Origin of the sequence: Actinokineospora iranica (assembly GCF_900101685.1) — a bacterium.
Taxonomy (GTDB): domain Bacteria; phylum Actinomycetota; class Actinomycetes; order Mycobacteriales; family Pseudonocardiaceae; genus Actinokineospora; species Actinokineospora iranica.
The window spans coordinates 186,321-200,769 of sequence record NZ_FMZZ01000004.1 but is presented as its reverse complement, the minus strand read 5'-3'; the positions used below and the strand labels follow the sequence as shown (position 1 = coordinate 200,769).

Annotated in this window: 18 protein-coding genes; 8 read left to right on the top strand and 10 right to left on the bottom strand. The window is 67.6% G+C overall.

Annotation, left to right across the window (positions count from 1 at the left end):
* Window positions 1-19 precede the first annotated feature (19 nt).
* Both BLS56_RS10920 and BLS56_RS10915 read right to left on the bottom strand, forming a co-directional pair.
* A complete protein-coding gene (locus BLS56_RS10920) occupies window positions 20-826 on the bottom strand; it encodes a CPBP family intramembrane glutamic endopeptidase (RefSeq protein WP_091449869.1) in 807 nt (268 codons plus the stop codon).
* A gap of 9 nt (window positions 827-835) precedes the next feature.
* Window positions 836-1,627, bottom strand: coding sequence for a DUF2470 domain-containing protein (locus BLS56_RS10915; RefSeq protein WP_091449868.1), 792 nt, complete (start codon window positions 1,625-1,627; stop codon window positions 836-838).
* 132 nt (window positions 1,628-1,759) lie between these two features.
* Between BLS56_RS10915 and BLS56_RS10910 the strand changes: the two genes are divergently transcribed.
* Together BLS56_RS10910 and BLS56_RS10905 are read left to right on the top strand one after the other, a co-directional pair.
* Complete coding sequence (locus BLS56_RS10910; RefSeq protein WP_091449867.1) at window positions 1,760-2,917, top strand: hypothetical protein; 1,158 nt, start codon at window positions 1,760-1,762, stop codon at window positions 2,915-2,917.
* A gap of 50 nt (window positions 2,918-2,967) precedes the next feature.
* Complete coding sequence (locus tag BLS56_RS10905; RefSeq protein ID WP_139190609.1) at window positions 2,968-3,345, top strand: hypothetical protein; 378 nt, start codon at window positions 2,968-2,970, stop codon at window positions 3,343-3,345.
* 61 nt (window positions 3,346-3,406) lie between these two features.
* On the opposite strand, the gene BLS56_RS32215 is transcribed toward BLS56_RS10905, so the two are convergent.
* Complete coding sequence (locus BLS56_RS32215; protein ID WP_228771547.1) at window positions 3,407-3,721, bottom strand: hypothetical protein; 315 nt, start codon at window positions 3,719-3,721, stop codon at window positions 3,407-3,409.
* Window positions 3,722-4,042: 321 nt separating this feature from the next.
* Between BLS56_RS32215 and BLS56_RS10895 the strand changes: the two genes are divergently transcribed.
* Complete coding sequence (locus tag BLS56_RS10895) at window positions 4,043-4,300, top strand: hypothetical protein (protein ID WP_091449865.1); 258 nt, start codon at window positions 4,043-4,045, stop codon at window positions 4,298-4,300.
* Window positions 4,301-4,604: 304 nt separating this feature from the next.
* Here BLS56_RS10895 and BLS56_RS10890 read toward each other — a convergent pair whose 3' ends face one another.
* Window positions 4,605-5,189: a hypothetical protein gene (locus BLS56_RS10890; protein WP_139190608.1), complete on the bottom strand. Its 585-nt coding sequence runs from the start codon at window positions 5,187-5,189 to the stop codon at window positions 4,605-4,607.
* Between the two features lie 277 nt (window positions 5,190-5,466).
* Here BLS56_RS10890 and BLS56_RS30555 point away from each other — a divergent pair, with 277 nt between their 5' ends.
* Entirely contained in the window at window positions 5,467-6,609 is a 1,143-nt protein-coding gene (locus BLS56_RS30555; protein WP_139190607.1) for a chymotrypsin family serine protease, read from the top strand.
* Window positions 6,610-6,863: 254 nt separating this feature from the next.
* On the opposite strand, the gene BLS56_RS10885 is transcribed toward BLS56_RS30555, so the two are convergent.
* The gene (locus BLS56_RS10885) at window positions 6,864-7,391 is read right to left on the bottom strand and encodes a hypothetical protein (protein ID WP_139190606.1); all 528 of its coding nucleotides are present in this window, start codon (window positions 7,389-7,391) and stop codon (window positions 6,864-6,866) included.
* 170 nt (window positions 7,392-7,561) lie between these two features.
* Between BLS56_RS10885 and BLS56_RS10880 the strand changes: the two genes are divergently transcribed.
* The gene (locus tag BLS56_RS10880) at window positions 7,562-8,191 is read left to right on the top strand and encodes a NucA/NucB deoxyribonuclease domain-containing protein (protein ID WP_091449862.1); all 630 of its coding nucleotides are present in this window, start codon (window positions 7,562-7,564) and stop codon (window positions 8,189-8,191) included.
* Window positions 8,188-8,730 carry a hypothetical protein gene (locus BLS56_RS10875; protein ID WP_139190605.1) on the top strand — a complete coding sequence of 181 codons (543 nt, stop codon included), beginning with the start codon at window positions 8,188-8,190 and terminating at the stop codon, window positions 8,728-8,730. Before BLS56_RS10880 ends, BLS56_RS10875 begins: the two co-directional genes overlap by 4 nt.
* 27 nt (window positions 8,731-8,757) lie before the next feature.
* Here BLS56_RS10875 and BLS56_RS10870 read toward each other — a convergent pair whose 3' ends face one another.
* The 5 genes from BLS56_RS10870 to BLS56_RS10850 all read right to left on the bottom strand — a co-directional run bounded on the left by BLS56_RS10870 (window position 8,758) and on the right by BLS56_RS10850 (window position 12,342).
* Entirely contained in the window at window positions 8,758-8,949 is a 192-nt protein-coding gene (locus BLS56_RS10870; protein WP_091449860.1) for a DUF397 domain-containing protein, read from the bottom strand.
* A 117-nt stretch (window positions 8,950-9,066) separates the two neighbouring features.
* The gene (locus tag BLS56_RS10865; protein ID WP_091449859.1) at window positions 9,067-9,261 is read right to left on the bottom strand and encodes a DUF397 domain-containing protein; all 195 of its coding nucleotides are present in this window, start codon (window positions 9,259-9,261) and stop codon (window positions 9,067-9,069) included.
* Window positions 9,261-10,142: a helix-turn-helix domain-containing protein gene (locus BLS56_RS10860; RefSeq protein WP_228771546.1), complete on the bottom strand. Its 882-nt coding sequence runs from the start codon at window positions 10,140-10,142 to the stop codon at window positions 9,261-9,263. The genes BLS56_RS10865 and BLS56_RS10860 overlap by 1 nt, the downstream gene beginning before the upstream one ends.
* Before the next feature lie 369 nt (window positions 10,143-10,511).
* Window positions 10,512-11,042: a hypothetical protein gene (locus BLS56_RS10855; RefSeq protein ID WP_091449858.1), complete on the bottom strand. Its 531-nt coding sequence runs from the start codon at window positions 11,040-11,042 to the stop codon at window positions 10,512-10,514.
* Window positions 11,043-11,124: 82 nt separating this feature from the next.
* The gene (locus BLS56_RS10850; protein WP_267463903.1) at window positions 11,125-12,342 is read right to left on the bottom strand and encodes a homogentisate 1,2-dioxygenase; all 1,218 of its coding nucleotides are present in this window, start codon (window positions 12,340-12,342) and stop codon (window positions 11,125-11,127) included.
* 38 nt (window positions 12,343-12,380) lie between these two features.
* Between BLS56_RS10850 and BLS56_RS10845 the strand changes: the two genes are divergently transcribed.
* Window positions 12,381-13,247 (top strand): hypothetical protein, encoded by an 867-nt coding sequence (locus BLS56_RS10845; protein WP_267463906.1) that lies wholly within the window; start codon window positions 12,381-12,383, stop codon window positions 13,245-13,247.
* Complete coding sequence (fahA, locus tag BLS56_RS10840; RefSeq protein WP_091449855.1) at window positions 13,244-14,449, top strand: fumarylacetoacetase; 1,206 nt, start codon at window positions 13,244-13,246, stop codon at window positions 14,447-14,449. Before BLS56_RS10845 ends, fahA begins: the two co-directional genes overlap by 4 nt.

Sequence of the window (14,449 nt, the reverse complement as noted above, 5' to 3'; positions counted from 1 at the left end):
CGCGCGCGAAAGCCCGCAATCAGGGCAGCCAGGACACCTTGCCGCGTAGCAGCGAGTAGCCGACGAAGGCGACGAAGTCGAGCAGCGTGTGCGCCAGCACCAGCGGCCACAGCCGGTTCGCGCGCTGCCACACCCGGCCGAACACCAGGCCCATCACCACGTTGCCGATGAACCCGCCGAAGCCCTGGTACAGGTGGTACGACCCGCGCACCACGGCCGAGACCAGCAGCGACGAGTTCTCCCCGAAGCCCAGGTGCCGCAACCGGCTGATCAGGTACCCGACGACCAGCATCTCTTCCGCCCACGCGTTGCCCGCCGCGAGCAGGGTCAGCGCGACCGGCCGCCACCAGGTGTCGTCCAAAGTGGACGGCGCGACCGCGAGGTTGATCCCGATGGCGTGGCTGACGAGGTAGAAACCCAGCCCGGGCAACCCGATCAGCGCGGCCAGGCCGACCCCGGCGAGCGCGTCGGCGCGTTTGCGGCGCAGGTCCATGCCGATGTCGGCGAACCGCATCCCGGCGCGGTAGAGCAGGTAGGCGCCCAGCGCGCCCCACGCGGTCAGCCGCACCACGCCGAGCAGCTGCTTGAGCAGGTCGAGCACGCCGACGTCGGCCTGCGGCACGTTGATCGCCACCGTCTGGTCGCCGAGCGCGACCGGGGCGAGCAGGGCGTCGATCAGTGACAGGAGGCTGCTCAGCCCGGACAGGCCGAGGGTGACCGCGAAGACGATCACCAATTCGGCCCACACCAGCCGCCGTTCGCGCGGGTCGGCGATCAGGTCGCCGCCCGGTCGGCGCGGGGCGAGCCAGGCGCGCAGGGTGGTCACCGCGGCAAGTTACCGGGTGCGCTGCTCGGCCAGGAACGGGCAGCCCACCAGCCTGCGCAGTTCCACGCTCAGCTCGGCGGCGGTGCGCACCGGCCGGGAGAACGCCAGCCGCACGTCGTGGTCGGCGTCGGCGGCCTCGACCCGCAGCCGCAGGCCGAACCGGTCCAGGCCGAGCGGCCGCACGTGCCCGCCGCGCAGGTTGTCGGGCAGGTGCCGGATGAGGGCCCCGACGACGTCGGTGTGCGAGACCTCCAGGTGCCGCAGCCAGCCCGCCTCGAACGCGGCGAACGGGTCGGGCTCGGCGGTGGCGAAGGCGTCCAGGGCGACCGCGTGCGTGCCCTCGGCGTCGGCCAGCACCAGCGACGCGGGCACGAGCCGGAGCAGGGCCGCGCCGTGGCCGAGGTCGAGCAGCCGGGGGTCGGGGCGGGTCTCGGCGACGTCGACGGCCAGCGCGCGGGCCTCGTCGTCGGCGAGCGCGCGCAGCCAGCCGGTGATCCACAGCAGGCCGCGGATCGGCTCGCGCAGCGGCACCGGGGCGGGGTCGGCGAGTTCCACCATCATGGCTAGTTCGCCGCGCGGCGCCTGCCATGCCGTGGCGACCAGTTCGTGGTCGGCGGGCAGTAGCACGCTGACCGAGCCGTCGGCGTGGACGTGGTGCAGCAGGGGGGAGACGCGGTCGGCTCTGCCCGGGTCGCCGCCAGCCGGGACCACGGCCGCGCGGCCGCCGAGCGCGGCGATCGTCTTGGCCCGCTCGGCCGGGTGCGGCGTCGGGGGACGGGGCGGGTCCGCTGCACTGGTCACTGCCACACCTCCTACTTAGGTAACCCTAACTTGAAGCGGGTCGTGCTGGGAAGCCGATGCCCCGCGCGTTCCACTGCCTGGACGTTTCCGGGCACTACGCTGCCGGAGATATCGGACGGGAGGAGACCCGCCTTGAGTGAGACCGGCCAGGGCGAGCGCGGTCAGCGTAAGACCGGTGGGCGCAAGACCGGCCAACGGGAGGCGCCCGCCGTGGAGCCGCCGACGGACCGCCCGGCGATCCAGGACCCGGCGACCGCCCGCGCCATGTCCGGTCTGCGCCTGTCGTTGGCGAGCCTGCCGGTCGCGGTTCTGCTGTTCGGCGTGCCCGCGGCCTGGCTCGCCCTGGCCGGGGCGGGCTGGATCGCGGTCACCGCGCTGGCCGTCGCGGCGCTGGCCTTCCTCATCGCCACCATCCTCACCGTGCTGATCAGCGGCTTCTGGATCGGCCCGGCGAGCCGATTGCTGCGCGCCCAGGCCTGGCGGCCCGCCGCGGTCACGGTTTTCCGCCCGACCCGCGGCTTCCCGCGCACCCGACTGCTCGTCCGAGAAGAAGACGGTACCGCGAAAAACCTGCTCGCCCCCGCACTGCCCTGGCCCGCGCAGCAGGTGCTCGCCAGGACCGGGCGCGTGTGGCTCGTCGGCCCGGACGCGCGCGGCTGGGTGGCGATCCGCTCGGCGGGCCTGGCGCTGCCGCTTGGCCAGGCCCGGGTGACGGCCGAGGACGTGTCGGCCGGCTACCAGATCGAGGTCGAGCAGCCCGCCCCGGTCCGCGCGCCGTTGGCGGCGGCGGACGCCGTGCTGTCCCGGGTGATCGCCACCCCGCGCAGGCGTTCTCGCACCGAGTTGGTCGCGCCCGCGCTGCTGCTGGTGTTCGCCGGGTTCGTCGTGGTCGACCTGGTCAACCGCGGCATCCGGCCCGACCAGGTGTGGCTGGCGGTCTTCGTCGGCCTGGGCACTCTCGGCCTGGTCGCGCTGCTGGCCTGGCGGGTCCGGCGCGTCCTTTACTGGGCGAAGGCCGACCGTCTCCTGGCCGCGGGCCCGTGGACGCCGGTCCCGGCCGAGTTCGCCGCGCCGACCCGGGTGCGGCGGGCGGCCGCGACGGGCCGGGCGACGCTGCCGGACGGACGCGTCGTCCCGGTCGCGCTGCGCAGGTCGGGTCACGCGCTGCGGGCCAACATCGCCGCGACCGGCCTGCTGTGGACCGCGGGCCCGCCCGTGGCGGGCGGTGAGGCCGCCGTGGGGCTGCCGGGCTATCCGTTTCTCACCGTGGCCCGCTTCGGGGCGCTTTAAGCGAGCGCGGACACCCGATCCCGATCGGTTAGGGAATGTCACCCACAAGCATGATCAACAACGACGTAGGTCGTTTTCTCTGCCAAGGTCTGGCTCGCTGGCCGTGGAACCCGGCCGGGTTCCACAACACATTCGAGAGGACCGCAATGATTTCCCGATTCGCCCGCCGCGCCGCGGCGACCGCGATGATCGCTCTGGCTGCGACGGTTGTCCCGATCGCCTTCGCCGCTCCGGCTCAGGCCACTCCCGACCAGTGCATCAGGTTCCTCGGCGGCCATGGCCTGCAGACCGACCAGATCATCGTGGCCTGCGGCCTGGGCGGCGACGGCCGGTACGACGAGTGCGTGAAACTGCTCGCCGACATCCTCCCCGACGCCGCGACCGTCGACGAGGCGTGCCGCATGGCGGACGTGAAGGGCGACGGCTGACCATCGCTTGAAGAAATGCCGGGACGCGGTGCCGTCCCGGCATTTTCTTTTCCGGGAAAGACTAAAAAATCTTCACAATCTGGTCGACCCCGTCCGGGTCCCGGATTATCACCTTGTTGCCCGCCCGGAGTTCGGCGTCGATGAACTCGTAGATCGACAGCGCCCGGTTGACCAGGTCGACCTTCTTGAGCCCGGTGCGCTCCTGCAACTTCGCCACCGCGTCGGCGGCCTCGGCGACCAGGGCCACGTTCAGCCGCTCGACGGCGCCCGGCCGCGCGGCCTTCTCGGTGGCTGACGCCGTGCTCGTCTCCTGGCTCGTCTCCCGGCTCATCTTCTGGTCCACCTCCCGTTCCTCTGCCGTGCGCACTGCTGGCACCCAACCATGATGCCAGAGCCGTGGCCGCTTGTCGCCTTTTCTGTGCGAAAAGTGTGGGGAATCGGTTGCGATCCGGCACGGACGTTGTACGCTGACCTCATCCCGCCGCAGGATGGGGCGAGGAGGTTCATCGGCAGAAAAAAGGGGGTCGATCTATGTAGATCCATATATAGAAGGCCTGAGATGGTCATAGGTGGCGCGCCGCGCCGCTCGTCTCGGGTGGAAAGGGGGGTTCCCATGGGGTCCCCAGCACCGAGTCCGGAGCGCCACGGACAGGACGATTCACCGAAGGGCCCAGAGGAACCCAGTCACGCGGCGCGGGTGACGATCGAGAAAGCCGACCTGCAGGTGGCATTGGAAGTGCCCGCCGCGCAGACCGGTGGGTTCCTGAGAACACTCGTCGTGGTCGTCGCGGCGGTGGGCGCGGCACTGGGTCCTGTGCTGACGCTCAGCGCGCTTCCGTCGGGCTTCCCCGCTTGGGGTGGCGTGGCGGTCGTCGCGGGACAGCTTGTCGTCGCGGTCGTCGCCATCGAGGTGGCCCGGCGAGGCGGACAAGGTCAGTCCGATGGTGGCCGGTAACCCCACCACCGGGCTCCTCGACCGTCCAGCGGCAGCATTCAGGGGGCGCCTGAGCATTCGGGCGCCCCCCGCCGCGTCTCCGGGCCAGTGCTCAGCCGACGGTCGGGCGGGTGGTCTCCTCGGTCTCGGCGACGGTGCGGCGGATGACGTCGAGTTGGTCTTCCAAGATCTGTAGCAACGGAACTCCTGGTAGAGCAGCGCTTCGACAACGTCCGACCTACCAGGAGTTCCCTCGTCTCCGCACCAAAGGTCCTCCAGCTACGCCAACTCGGAAACAGGCACGAAGAAGGACTGTCGGTGAATCTCAGCCCCTGAGGCAATAGAACATCGAGTTGAAGTCTGTACACCGGAAGCCGAACCACCAGTAGCAAGCGTTTCCGGATGCTGTGAAGCACAGCTTCTGCCCGAAGAAGCCAACGGTGATGTCGGCTTTTGCGATGCCCACGTTCGGCGTGTACCGGACGTAGTAGTTCTCGGGAGACAAGTTGTAGGACGTAGTCCAAACTGTGCGTCCCGAAACCATCAGGCTGGCGGTGAGGTTTGCGCTCCAACTGGTTGCGTCCCCAGCGGTGAATTCCCCGCCGACGCTGACTGAGATGGAGTCCACCACCGTCAAGCTGTAGGGGCCGATTACCATCTGAGGTGCCGTTGTGTCGATCTGTTCTGGCCCCTGGACTGTCTGTGTCGTGTCGGGATTCTTGTGGAAATTCTGGATGCTGTCACAGTACAGCTTCTTCATCTGGGCCGCTGTGACGTCGTCCTGGTCTGAGGACTTGTTCTTGTTGGCCAGCACGGCCAGCCTTGTCCATACGGCACTTGAAATCCCTTCAAGCGCGTCATCAGCTATCGTTGGCATAGCTCTCCTTCTCAAGTTTTCACTGGCGCTCACAGTCGGCATGTTGTTCCCGCGGGGCGCACCAATCGGATGCCGCCCAATCATATATTCGGTACCAGACGGGTGGTCCTTTAGCGGGTTGAGACCCCTTCCTACTGATGGGGGACAAGAAATCACCCAGACGTTTCACGGGAACGTCCGTTTGGCCACGGCGTGAACCTCCTGAGTCGCGGTCACCTGAGGACAGTGGTAGAACAAATGAAGGGCTGTCGACGTCCGGGTGCAGGATCGCATAACGACTGATAAATGACGATCAAGAGAGGTCTCTTACATGTCTTCGGGGAACGACGATCTGGACTTCGACGCTCTGGCCTCTAATAACCCTGACGGGACACCGCAGGAGATGATCGAGGCTCACTACGCGCTCAGTCGGGTTATCCAGGATGCCGTACGCGCCCGTGCGGCGGGGCGGTCGGTCCGGGCTGTAGAGGAAAAGCTACAGGGGGTAGCTGTCGGCATGGCGGATCCTTCTCGCCCTTCAGAGCCGGGCAATTTGATCCTTGAAGTCATGACCAGAGAGCCGGTGCCCGACGAAGAAATCCGCTCGCTTCTCACTTCCAGCATCGGCCGGACGGCCGCCCTCAGCGTTCCTCTGCGCATAACCGTTACGGGGGTGATTCAACGTGAGAATAAGCTGTCAGCCGCCCCTGTGGGGAAGGACCCGTACGCCGAGAAGCACCAGGAGCGGTACAGGCCCGTCCTCCCTGGTATTTCGATCGGCCGTGCTGATCAAGCTGCCGTGGGAACTCTCGGCTGCATCGTGATTCGGAGCGGCACTCCGAAGGTTTATTATCTGCTGACGTGCGACCACGTGATCGGCAAAGATAATACAGCCAAAAAGAATGATCCGATTGTTCAGCCTGGGGTGGACGACAAGGGGAAGATGCCCAATGACTGGGCCGCAAAGTACCACTCGTCGGCCCCTATCGACTTCTCGGGGGCGAAAAATAGTGTTGACTGCGCCATTGCCGAGCTAGTCATTCCGGCCAGTTGCGCATTCCTTTGTACTGACAAGGATCATCAGGATGGGCGCCAAGAGTTTGGGAGCAGTATCGTACAGGACTGGAATAACTCTCTCGGTGAGGAGGTTGGGAAGTCGGGGCGTAGCACTGGCGTGACAAAAGGGAAGGTGTCAGATGTGAATGTGACCGTACGAGTATGGTCGAAAATTCACCAAGCAGCGGCGGTGTTCGCTGGGCAAATTGGCATTACAGGGATCGGGGAAGATTTCACGGGGGGTGGGGATTCTGGTTCCGCTGTGTGGCTCTGGCCGCCAGGAGGTAAGGTCGGCGCTAGCTACGATCTCCTTGGTTTGCACTTCGCGGCTAGCGATCCACCCGCGAAGCGTTCCTTCAGTAATCCGATGCAGCTCGTAGTCGATCAGCTCGGAATCGAAATCGTCCGTACCTGCTGAGTTGCTGATCTTTTCAGTGTGGCCGAGGTGGGCGGCGCTGCCGGGATCGGCGAAAGACGAGGCCCGACGGTCCTGCCTAGGCGCACCGAGGACGAGGTGCGGGTTGCGCACGGGGTGGATCAGGGATCGGCCTGCTGACATTGGGGCAGGCCGATGGCGAGCGAGCCGAGCACTGGGGCGAACTACGGACAGTTACTTGGCGCAATCGTGCGACCGAATCCGCCAACGAATCCGCCAAAGCGGGCAGAGCGCCACTACGCGGTCCACGGGATCGGCGTTGTGGTGTGTGGGCCGGTGAACCACTCAGGGGTGACCTGTACGCGCATCACGTCCGAGATCAGGGCCAGGTACGCCGCGCGGGCCGGGTCTTTCGTCCAGTCGACCCGGCTGACCCACTCGGGTACGGGGCCGTTGGGTTCGCCGCCGTGGACGTAGGCCAACACGTCACAGTCGCCGTCAACCTGGCCGCCGACAAGGGATAGAAGGTGGTGGCCGCCGGTCACGCTCCATCGGAAGCTGACGAACTGGCCGGTATCGCCAACGGCCGCCTTGGCGATGCCGAGATCATTTCCGGCAACCCCGTTGTTCTCAACGGCGACGACGCACGAGCCCGCCGCGAACGTCTGGACATAGAAAGGGTCGCCGTCCTCCCACGTGGCCGCCGCGTCGGAAAATGTCATGGTCCCGGACGAGTCAGGGGCACCGCGGTAGGCGGTGATCAGTCCGTCCTGTGTCGCGCCTTCCGCCACGGCGACCGTGACGGATGCGTACCGCTCGTCCATGATCCACAGGTACGGTGTCGTATCCAGCACTGCCACCCCGTCTTACGAATGCTGTCGCACCGGCTGCTCCGACTGGGGTACAGCCTCCCGAATGCGTCACGTCTTGCCGCCTCCGCCTACTACACCTGTCGTGTCCGCATGGCGACTGTATGTAGTAGGCGGGGGTATCCGTGGCGAGCACCAAGACGGGCATGTTCCTGCCGCTCCTGGTCGTGGCTGGTCTCGTGGCCTACTTGGGCGTGGATCAAGTCGCGGACACCGTGGGCGACCTGTTCGGCGGCAATGATCCGGTGATCGTGGCGGACGACGGTCTCCAGCTCCTTGTCGGCGGTGATGGTGAGTCCACGGTCAAGCAGTGCACGCCACAAGTCGCTCTGACCACTCGCAAGTGCGGCGATCTCAAGGTCGTACCCATCGACGCGGCGAAGATGCCGTTCATCTCCCGCAACATCCAACTGGCATGGTCGGACGGCATTCCCTCCATCCTGACCCGCAACTCGGCCAAGCAGGCCGCGAACCGCGCTGCGGCCTGCGGCACGTTTGTCCCGAAGTACGGTGGCAGTTGCGACGAGTTCAGCTTCGCCACCACCGATGAGGGTGGCTCTGGTGCGCGTGTGGAGGAAGTTCCCCTGCGTGAGCAGCGCTGCCAGGGCGGGGCAGTGGCAGGCGGCTACGCCAAGGCAGGCGTTGGCCAAGGTGACAGGTTCCTGGTGGTGATCGCGAATCCCGCGAAGGTCGCGACCAAGCCGTTCACCGGCGCCGATGACGCGGAGGAACCGGTGGAAGAATGCGCGGTGTGAACCGCTACACGTGGGTGGACACGGCTTACGACCTGTCGTGGACGGTGGCTGTCAGTAGGGGGCGCACCGTGGATGAGGTGCGGGTTGCCTACGGGGTGGATCAGGGGATCGGCCTGCTGACGTTCGGGCAGGCCGATGCCGAGCGAGCCGAGCACTTGGGCGACTACGGTCTTGTGCAGTTCAAGGCGCACGGTGAGTATCTGGTGGCCATTGAGCCGAACGGCTGGGTCGGCAACGGCGCCGAGGTCGCTTGCGTGCTGTCGAGGCCGACCGGGTTGTTCTTCTCGGTGTACTGGAGTGTGAACGGGCATCAGCTTGTGCAGGCCGTGGACGGGCGGATCACGGGGCGCTTCGATCCGACGTTCATCGGGTTGCCTGCTGGAGCCAACGACCTGCTGCCGGGGTGGGTGGGGGACGACGAGTTCCCGTTGGAGCACTTGCGGTCCGCGAGCCTGGCGGCGATGGAACGGCGGACCGGTCTGTCCTTCGATCCGGTGTGGCTTACCGAGCCTCTTCCGACCTACCGGATTCCCGCGTAGCCCCCGGGCGGGCTGCCTGCGGCGAGGTCAGGCGTTCAGGTTGCGTAGGAAGGCATCCCACTGGCGGGTGCCGAAGAGCAGCACCGAGTCGGTGCCGCCTGCCTTGCTGTCGCGGGTCGCGATCTCGCCGTCGCCCAGGAAGGCCACCTCGACGCACTCATCGGCCAGGCTCCGGGTGCTCTTGAACCAGCGGGCGTCGGCCAGCTTGTCGTTGCTCATCGCGGGGTCTCCTTTGTGTGAAGGGCGGCTTCCACGATGGTGATCACGGGGGTGTTCGTCAAGCAGCCCGCGCGCAGCGGGTGCGGGCGGGCTGCTTTGTGGTGAAGTCTGGTGTTGTCAGGCGTTCAGGTTGCGCACGAAGGCGTCCCACTGGCGGGTGCCGAAGAGCAGCACCTGCTCGGTGCCGCCTACCTTGCTGTCGCGGGTCGCGATCTCGCCGTCGCCCAGGAAGGCCACCTCGACGCACTCGCGTTCTTCCAGGCTCCGGGTGCTCTTGAACCACCGGGCGTCGGCCAGCCTGTCGCTGCTCATCACTGCGTCTCCCTTGCCAGCTTGGCGATGTAGTTCACGGACTCCACCTCGCTCATCGAGGCTTCCCAGAGTTCCGCGAACGCCTCACTGTAGCGCTCGATCTCGTTAGGCTTCTCCAGGAAGAGCGCTCCGGTGTAGCCCTCGACGTAGACCGTGGTCGGCTCGGAAGGGGAACCGTTCGCCAAGGACGGGAAGTCCAGCTTGACGAACCGGCCGGACGAGATGCCCCGATGAGTACCGGCAGAGAACGGAATCACCCGAATAGCGAGGTTGTTGCGCTGACTCATCACGACGAGATACCGAAGCTGTTCGATCATCACGTCGGCCCCACCGATCGGGCGATGCAGGACGGCCTCGTCGAGCACGATCCTCGCCCACAGTGGACGCACCATGCGCAACAGCAACGTGTGCCTGGCCATGCGGAGCCGCACCCTGCGATCGACCACCTCTGGACTGATGCCGACCCGCCTCTCGATCAGGGCGCGGGCATAGCGCTCGGTCTGCAACAGCCCCGGCACCACATCTATCCAGTAGCCGTCAAGCTCCGCCGCCGCGTCTTCGAGACCGATGTAGAGGTCGAAGTCCTCGGGGATGGCGTCGCTGTAGCTCATCCACCAACCGTTCGCCTTGGTCTCCTTGGCCAACGCCATGAGGGCAGTGGTGGTCTCCTCCGGAGCGCCGTAGAACTGGCACATCATCTTGACGTCCTGGCCCCGCATAGACGTCAGACCTGACTCTATCCGCCACATCTTGGTCTCAGACCACTCGAACTCCTGCGCCGACGCCCGCACCGAGTACCGCGCCCTGCCCCGCAGTTCCCGCAGGAAGCGGCCCAGTTGGCGGCGTGCCACCGTCGACCCCGTCGCGTCCTCTTGAGACACCCTTCACCCCACTTCTCAACGACGCCGGTCCTGCATCCACAATGAAAGAGTCACCGCGTCAGATATGAATGACAAATACTGGCTGAGCATTACTCTATCCTGGACGTGACTGAGAAGTCCCGCGATCCTGCCGTCCGCGTGTCGCCTACCAGGGACGTTGGGTCAGGATCGCCACCGGGGGCGGTCGCGGTCTCACCTTTTCCACCCCCGCAAGAAAAAGGCGAGCATCCGGGGTTGAAAGGTCCCGCCGGAATGCGTCGGAAAAACTCCAGCGCCGATTCCCGGTGCACGACCGAAGACCGCCCTGACCTGCGGCAAGACGCCAACTATCAGCCACCTGACCGCCGATGCGTCTCCGGGGCCGGGTGCTCAGCCGACGGTCGGGCGGGTGGTTTCCTCGGTTTCGGCCACGGTGCGGCGGATGACGTCGAGATAGTCGGCCAAGTCGGCGAGCACGTCGGCGTCCGCGCTCGCCAGGTTCTCGATGCGGGACACCAGGTCTTCCAGGGCGAGCGCGCCGTATTCCAGGTGGGCCAGGACCTCGGGGTGCTCGTCGGCGCGGGCCGCGAGAGCGTGCAGAGTGTTGACGGCGTCCTCTATGCCACCGGCCATGTCCGCGAGCCAGTCGGATAAGGAGTCCGAGACCAACGCTGTCGAGGCGGCGTGGAAATCGGCCTCAGCGGTGACAGCGCGGTCGAGCCACACCTGCTCCGGGACGATCTCCACCTCGGGCTCGCTGTTGGCGCGGGTCCAGAGCATGATCGCCGCGCGGCCGCAGAGCACGGCCACGCCCACGGCGACGACGGCCCCGGCGGGCAGGTCGATCGCCACGGCCACCAGGGCGGCGCTCACCGCCAGCAGCAGGCCCCACGGGTCCGCCAGTTCCTTCGCGTAGGCCATGCCGGTGCCCTCCAAGCTCCGCCGACGAGACCGTCATTATGCGGGCGAAAAGGGCGGGCCATCAGAAGTTGTCCACAACCATTCAGTCCCAGTTCGGACCGCGCCTGCTCCATGACCACGCGTAACGGGAATCCTCGCATTCACCTGCGGCTTCACCGAGTTCAAGCGGCCGGAAAGTGTCCACCATGACCGCCGTTTCGTCGAAATAGTCCACCCCGATCGACGCCTCGGCCGCGCCCGGCTGCGGGCCGTGGGTGAAACCGGACGGGTGCAGCGACAGGGAGCCGATGCCGATGCCGGAACCCTTGCGCGCCTCGTAGTCGCCCCCCACGTAGAACATCAACTCGTCGGAGTCGACATTGGCGTGGTTGTAGGGCACCGGGATCGACTCGGGGTGGTAGTCGACCTTGCGCGGCACGAACGAGCACACCACGAAGTTCGGGCCCTCGAAGGTCTGGTGCACCGGCGGCGGCTGGTGCACGCGGCCGGTGATCGGCTCGAAGTCGCCGATGTGGAACGCCCACGGGTACAGGCAGCCGTCCCAGCCCACCACGTCGAACGGGTGGTTGGCGTAGGTGAGCCGGGTGAGGCCCGCGCGGTGGCGGACCAGGACCTCGACGTCCTCGCCGTCGGCGAGCAACGGCTCGGTGGGGCCGCGCTGGTCGCGCTCGCAGTAGGGCGAGTGCTCCAGGAACTGGCCCTTCGCCGACAGGTAGCGCCGGGGCGGGCCGATATGGCCGGTCGCCTCCACGACGTAGAGCCGCATCTCGCCGTCCGGGACGACGCGGTAAGTGGTCGAGGTCGGGATGACGACGTAGTCGCCGTCAGCGACCCGCAGGGGGCCGTAGACAGTCTCCACAGTGCCGCTACCGCCCTGCACATAGAGCAGTTCGTCGCCTACCGCGTTCCGGTAGAGCGGACTGGGCTCGGTAGCGACGGTGAAGCCGATCACGACGTCCGAGTTGCCCAGGAGAGTCCGCCGCCCGGTCACCGCGTCGGCCCCCGAGGGCCACTTGAGGTCCTGGGTGCGCAGGTGCCGGGGCTTGAGCGGGTGGTTTGGCCGCAGCGGGCCGCGGAAATCCTCGACCACCTCGGCGTTCACGATCGCGGTCGGCAGGTGGCGGTGGTAGAGCAGCGCCGAGTCCGAGGAGAAACCCTCGACGCCCATGAGCTCTTCGGCGTAGAGCGAACCGTCCGGTGAGCGGAACTGGGTGTGCCTCTTTCGGGGGATCTCCCCGACGCGGCGGTAGTGCGGCATGGCCCCTCCGAAACTCCACTGAAAAGTCCGGATAACGGACATCTTTGTTCAGTAGCCGATACGCTACTAGCGTGTCAGCCGTGTCAAGCGCCGTTCCTCTCCCAGCGCCCGGTCCAAGAGGCATCCCGCCGCTGTTCGCGCGGTTTGTCGACGACGCCGCTCTCTTCCCACCGGGCAACGCAGCCATGCCCGACGCGGTCCGCCTGCACCTCGCGGGACGCGACGGCGAGCACGCGGGCGTGCTGGGCGTGTTCCTGTGCCAGGCGTCCCGGCTGCCCGAGCTGATCACCGAGTTGGTGAAGGCGAAGCCAGCCAAGCCGGTGGCGCTCTCGCTGGTGACCGACACCGGGCTCGGGGGCGTGCCCAAGGCCCTGTCGATCGTGGAGTCGCGCGCCGAACTGCTCGCGCTGCGCATGGTCGAGATGCCCGCGCCCGCCGACGTGGACGACGTGTGGCTGGAACGGGTCAACGAGTTCGTGCCCGAGGACGTCATCCGGGTGGTCGAGCCGCGCCGCGGCGGCCCGGAGTGGCTGGAGGGCATCCGCCGCGTCGTGGAGCACGGCAGCTGGCCCAAGATCCGCTGCGGCGGGGTGAGCCACGAGGCGTTCCCCAGCGTGGACGAGGTCGCCGACTTCCTCGCGGTCATCAGCGCCGGTGAGGCGTCGTTCAAGGCCACCGCCGGACTGCACAACGCGGTCCGCCGCACCGACGAGCAGACCGGGTTCACCCATCACGGGTTCCTGAACCTGCTGGTCGCCACTGCCCGCCTGCTCTCCGGCGGCGACGTGCGCGGGGCACTCTCCGAGACCGACGGCGCGGTGCTCGCGGGCGAGGCGTCAGCGCTGTCGGACCAGGCCGCCCACGCCGTCCGCGCGGTCTTCGGCTCCTACGGCTCGTGCTCGCTGCGGGAGCCCGTCGAGGATCTGGAGGGGCTGGGCCTGCTGTGACCGCGCCGCGCTCCTGGATCGAGGACCCCGCGTTCGCCGCCGACCGCCCGTTCGGCCCGCAGACGCTGCCCTGCGGCGTCGTGGAGACGGCTTCGGGGCAGGCCGTCGCGGTGCGCGTCGGCGACCACGCCCTCCCGCTGCGGCCCCTCGCGGACGAGTTCACCTTGGAGCTCGCCGAGCTGGTCTCCGCGGACTCGCTCGACCCGCTGTTGGCCGCCGGTAGGACTGCCTGGTCCGCTCTTCGCGCGCGCGTACGCGAACTGGTCACCGCTACCGCCGCGCCGGACAGCGCGGAACTGCTGCCGCTGGCGGACACGCGTACCCGGCTGCCGTTCACCGTCGGCGACTACGTGGACTTCTACTCGTCGCGCCACCACGCCGAGAACGTCGGCCGCATCTTCCGGCCGAACGGTGAAGCCCTCCTGCCGAACTGGACTCACCTGCCGGTCGGCTACCACGGCCGGTCGGGCACGGTCGTCGTCTCGGGCACCGAGGTCGTCCGCCCGCACGGGCAGCGCGCGGGCGAGCACGGACCGGTGTTCGGGCCGACCACCCGGCTCGACATCGAAGCCGAAGTCGGCTTCGTCTGCGGCGGCCCAGTCGCCCGCCGGGTGCCCACCTCCGCAGCCGCGGAGCACATCTTCGGCGTCGCACTGGTCAACGACTGGTCAGCGCGCGACATCCAGGCCTGGGAGTACGCCCCCCTCGGCCCGCACCTGGGCAAGTCGTTCGCCACCTCCCTGGGCGCATGGATCACCCCGCTGGAGGCCTTCGCCGCGGCCCGCGTCCCGGTGCCCGACCCCGGCCACCCCAGGCTGGATTACCTGGTCGAAGACCAGCCGTGGGGCCTGGACATCACCCTCACCGTGACCTGGAACGGCACCGTCGTCACCCGGCCCGAGTTCGCGGGCATGGCGTACTCCTGCGCCCAGCAACTCGCGCACATGACCGTCAACGGCGCCACCGTCCGCCCCGGCGACCTGTTCGCCTCCGGCACCGTCTCCGGCCAGGAGAAACGCCAACGCGGCTCGTTCCTCGAACTGAGCTGGGGCGGCAAGGAGCCGATCACCCTGGACGACGGCGCCCAACGCACCTTCCTCGAAGACGGCGACACCGTTGTCATCACCGCCACCGCGCCCGGCCCCGACGGGTCGGTGATCGGCCTGTCCGAGGTCGCGGGAACCGTCGTGGCGGCGGTCTGA

What these genes read in the sequence shown, in the direction of transcription:
- BLS56_RS10905 (WP_139190609.1), top strand. Translation starts at nt 2,968, where the DNA reads ATGATCAACAACGACGTAGGTCGTTTTCTCTGCCAAGGTCTGGCTCGC.
- BLS56_RS30555 (WP_139190607.1), top strand. Translation starts at nt 5,467, where the DNA reads ATGTCTTCGGGGAACGACGATCTGGACTTCGACGCTCTGGCCTCTAAT.
- BLS56_RS10885 (WP_139190606.1), bottom strand. Translation starts at nt 7,391, where the DNA reads ATGGACGAGCGGTACGCATCCGTCACGGTCGCCGTGGCGGAAGGCGCG.
- BLS56_RS10870 (WP_091449860.1), bottom strand. Translation starts at nt 8,949, where the DNA reads ATGAGCAACGACAAGCTGGCCGACGCCCGCTGGTTCAAGAGCACCCGG.
- BLS56_RS10865 (WP_091449859.1), bottom strand. Translation starts at nt 9,261, where the DNA reads ATGAGCAGCGACAGGCTGGCCGACGCCCGGTGGTTCAAGAGCACCCGG.
- BLS56_RS10855 (WP_091449858.1), bottom strand. Translation starts at nt 11,042, where the DNA reads ATGGCCTACGCGAAGGAACTGGCGGACCCGTGGGGCCTGCTGCTGGCG.
- BLS56_RS10850 (WP_267463903.1), bottom strand. Translation starts at nt 12,342, where the DNA reads ATGTCCGTTATCCGGACTTTTCAGTGGAGTTTCGGAGGGGCCATGCCG.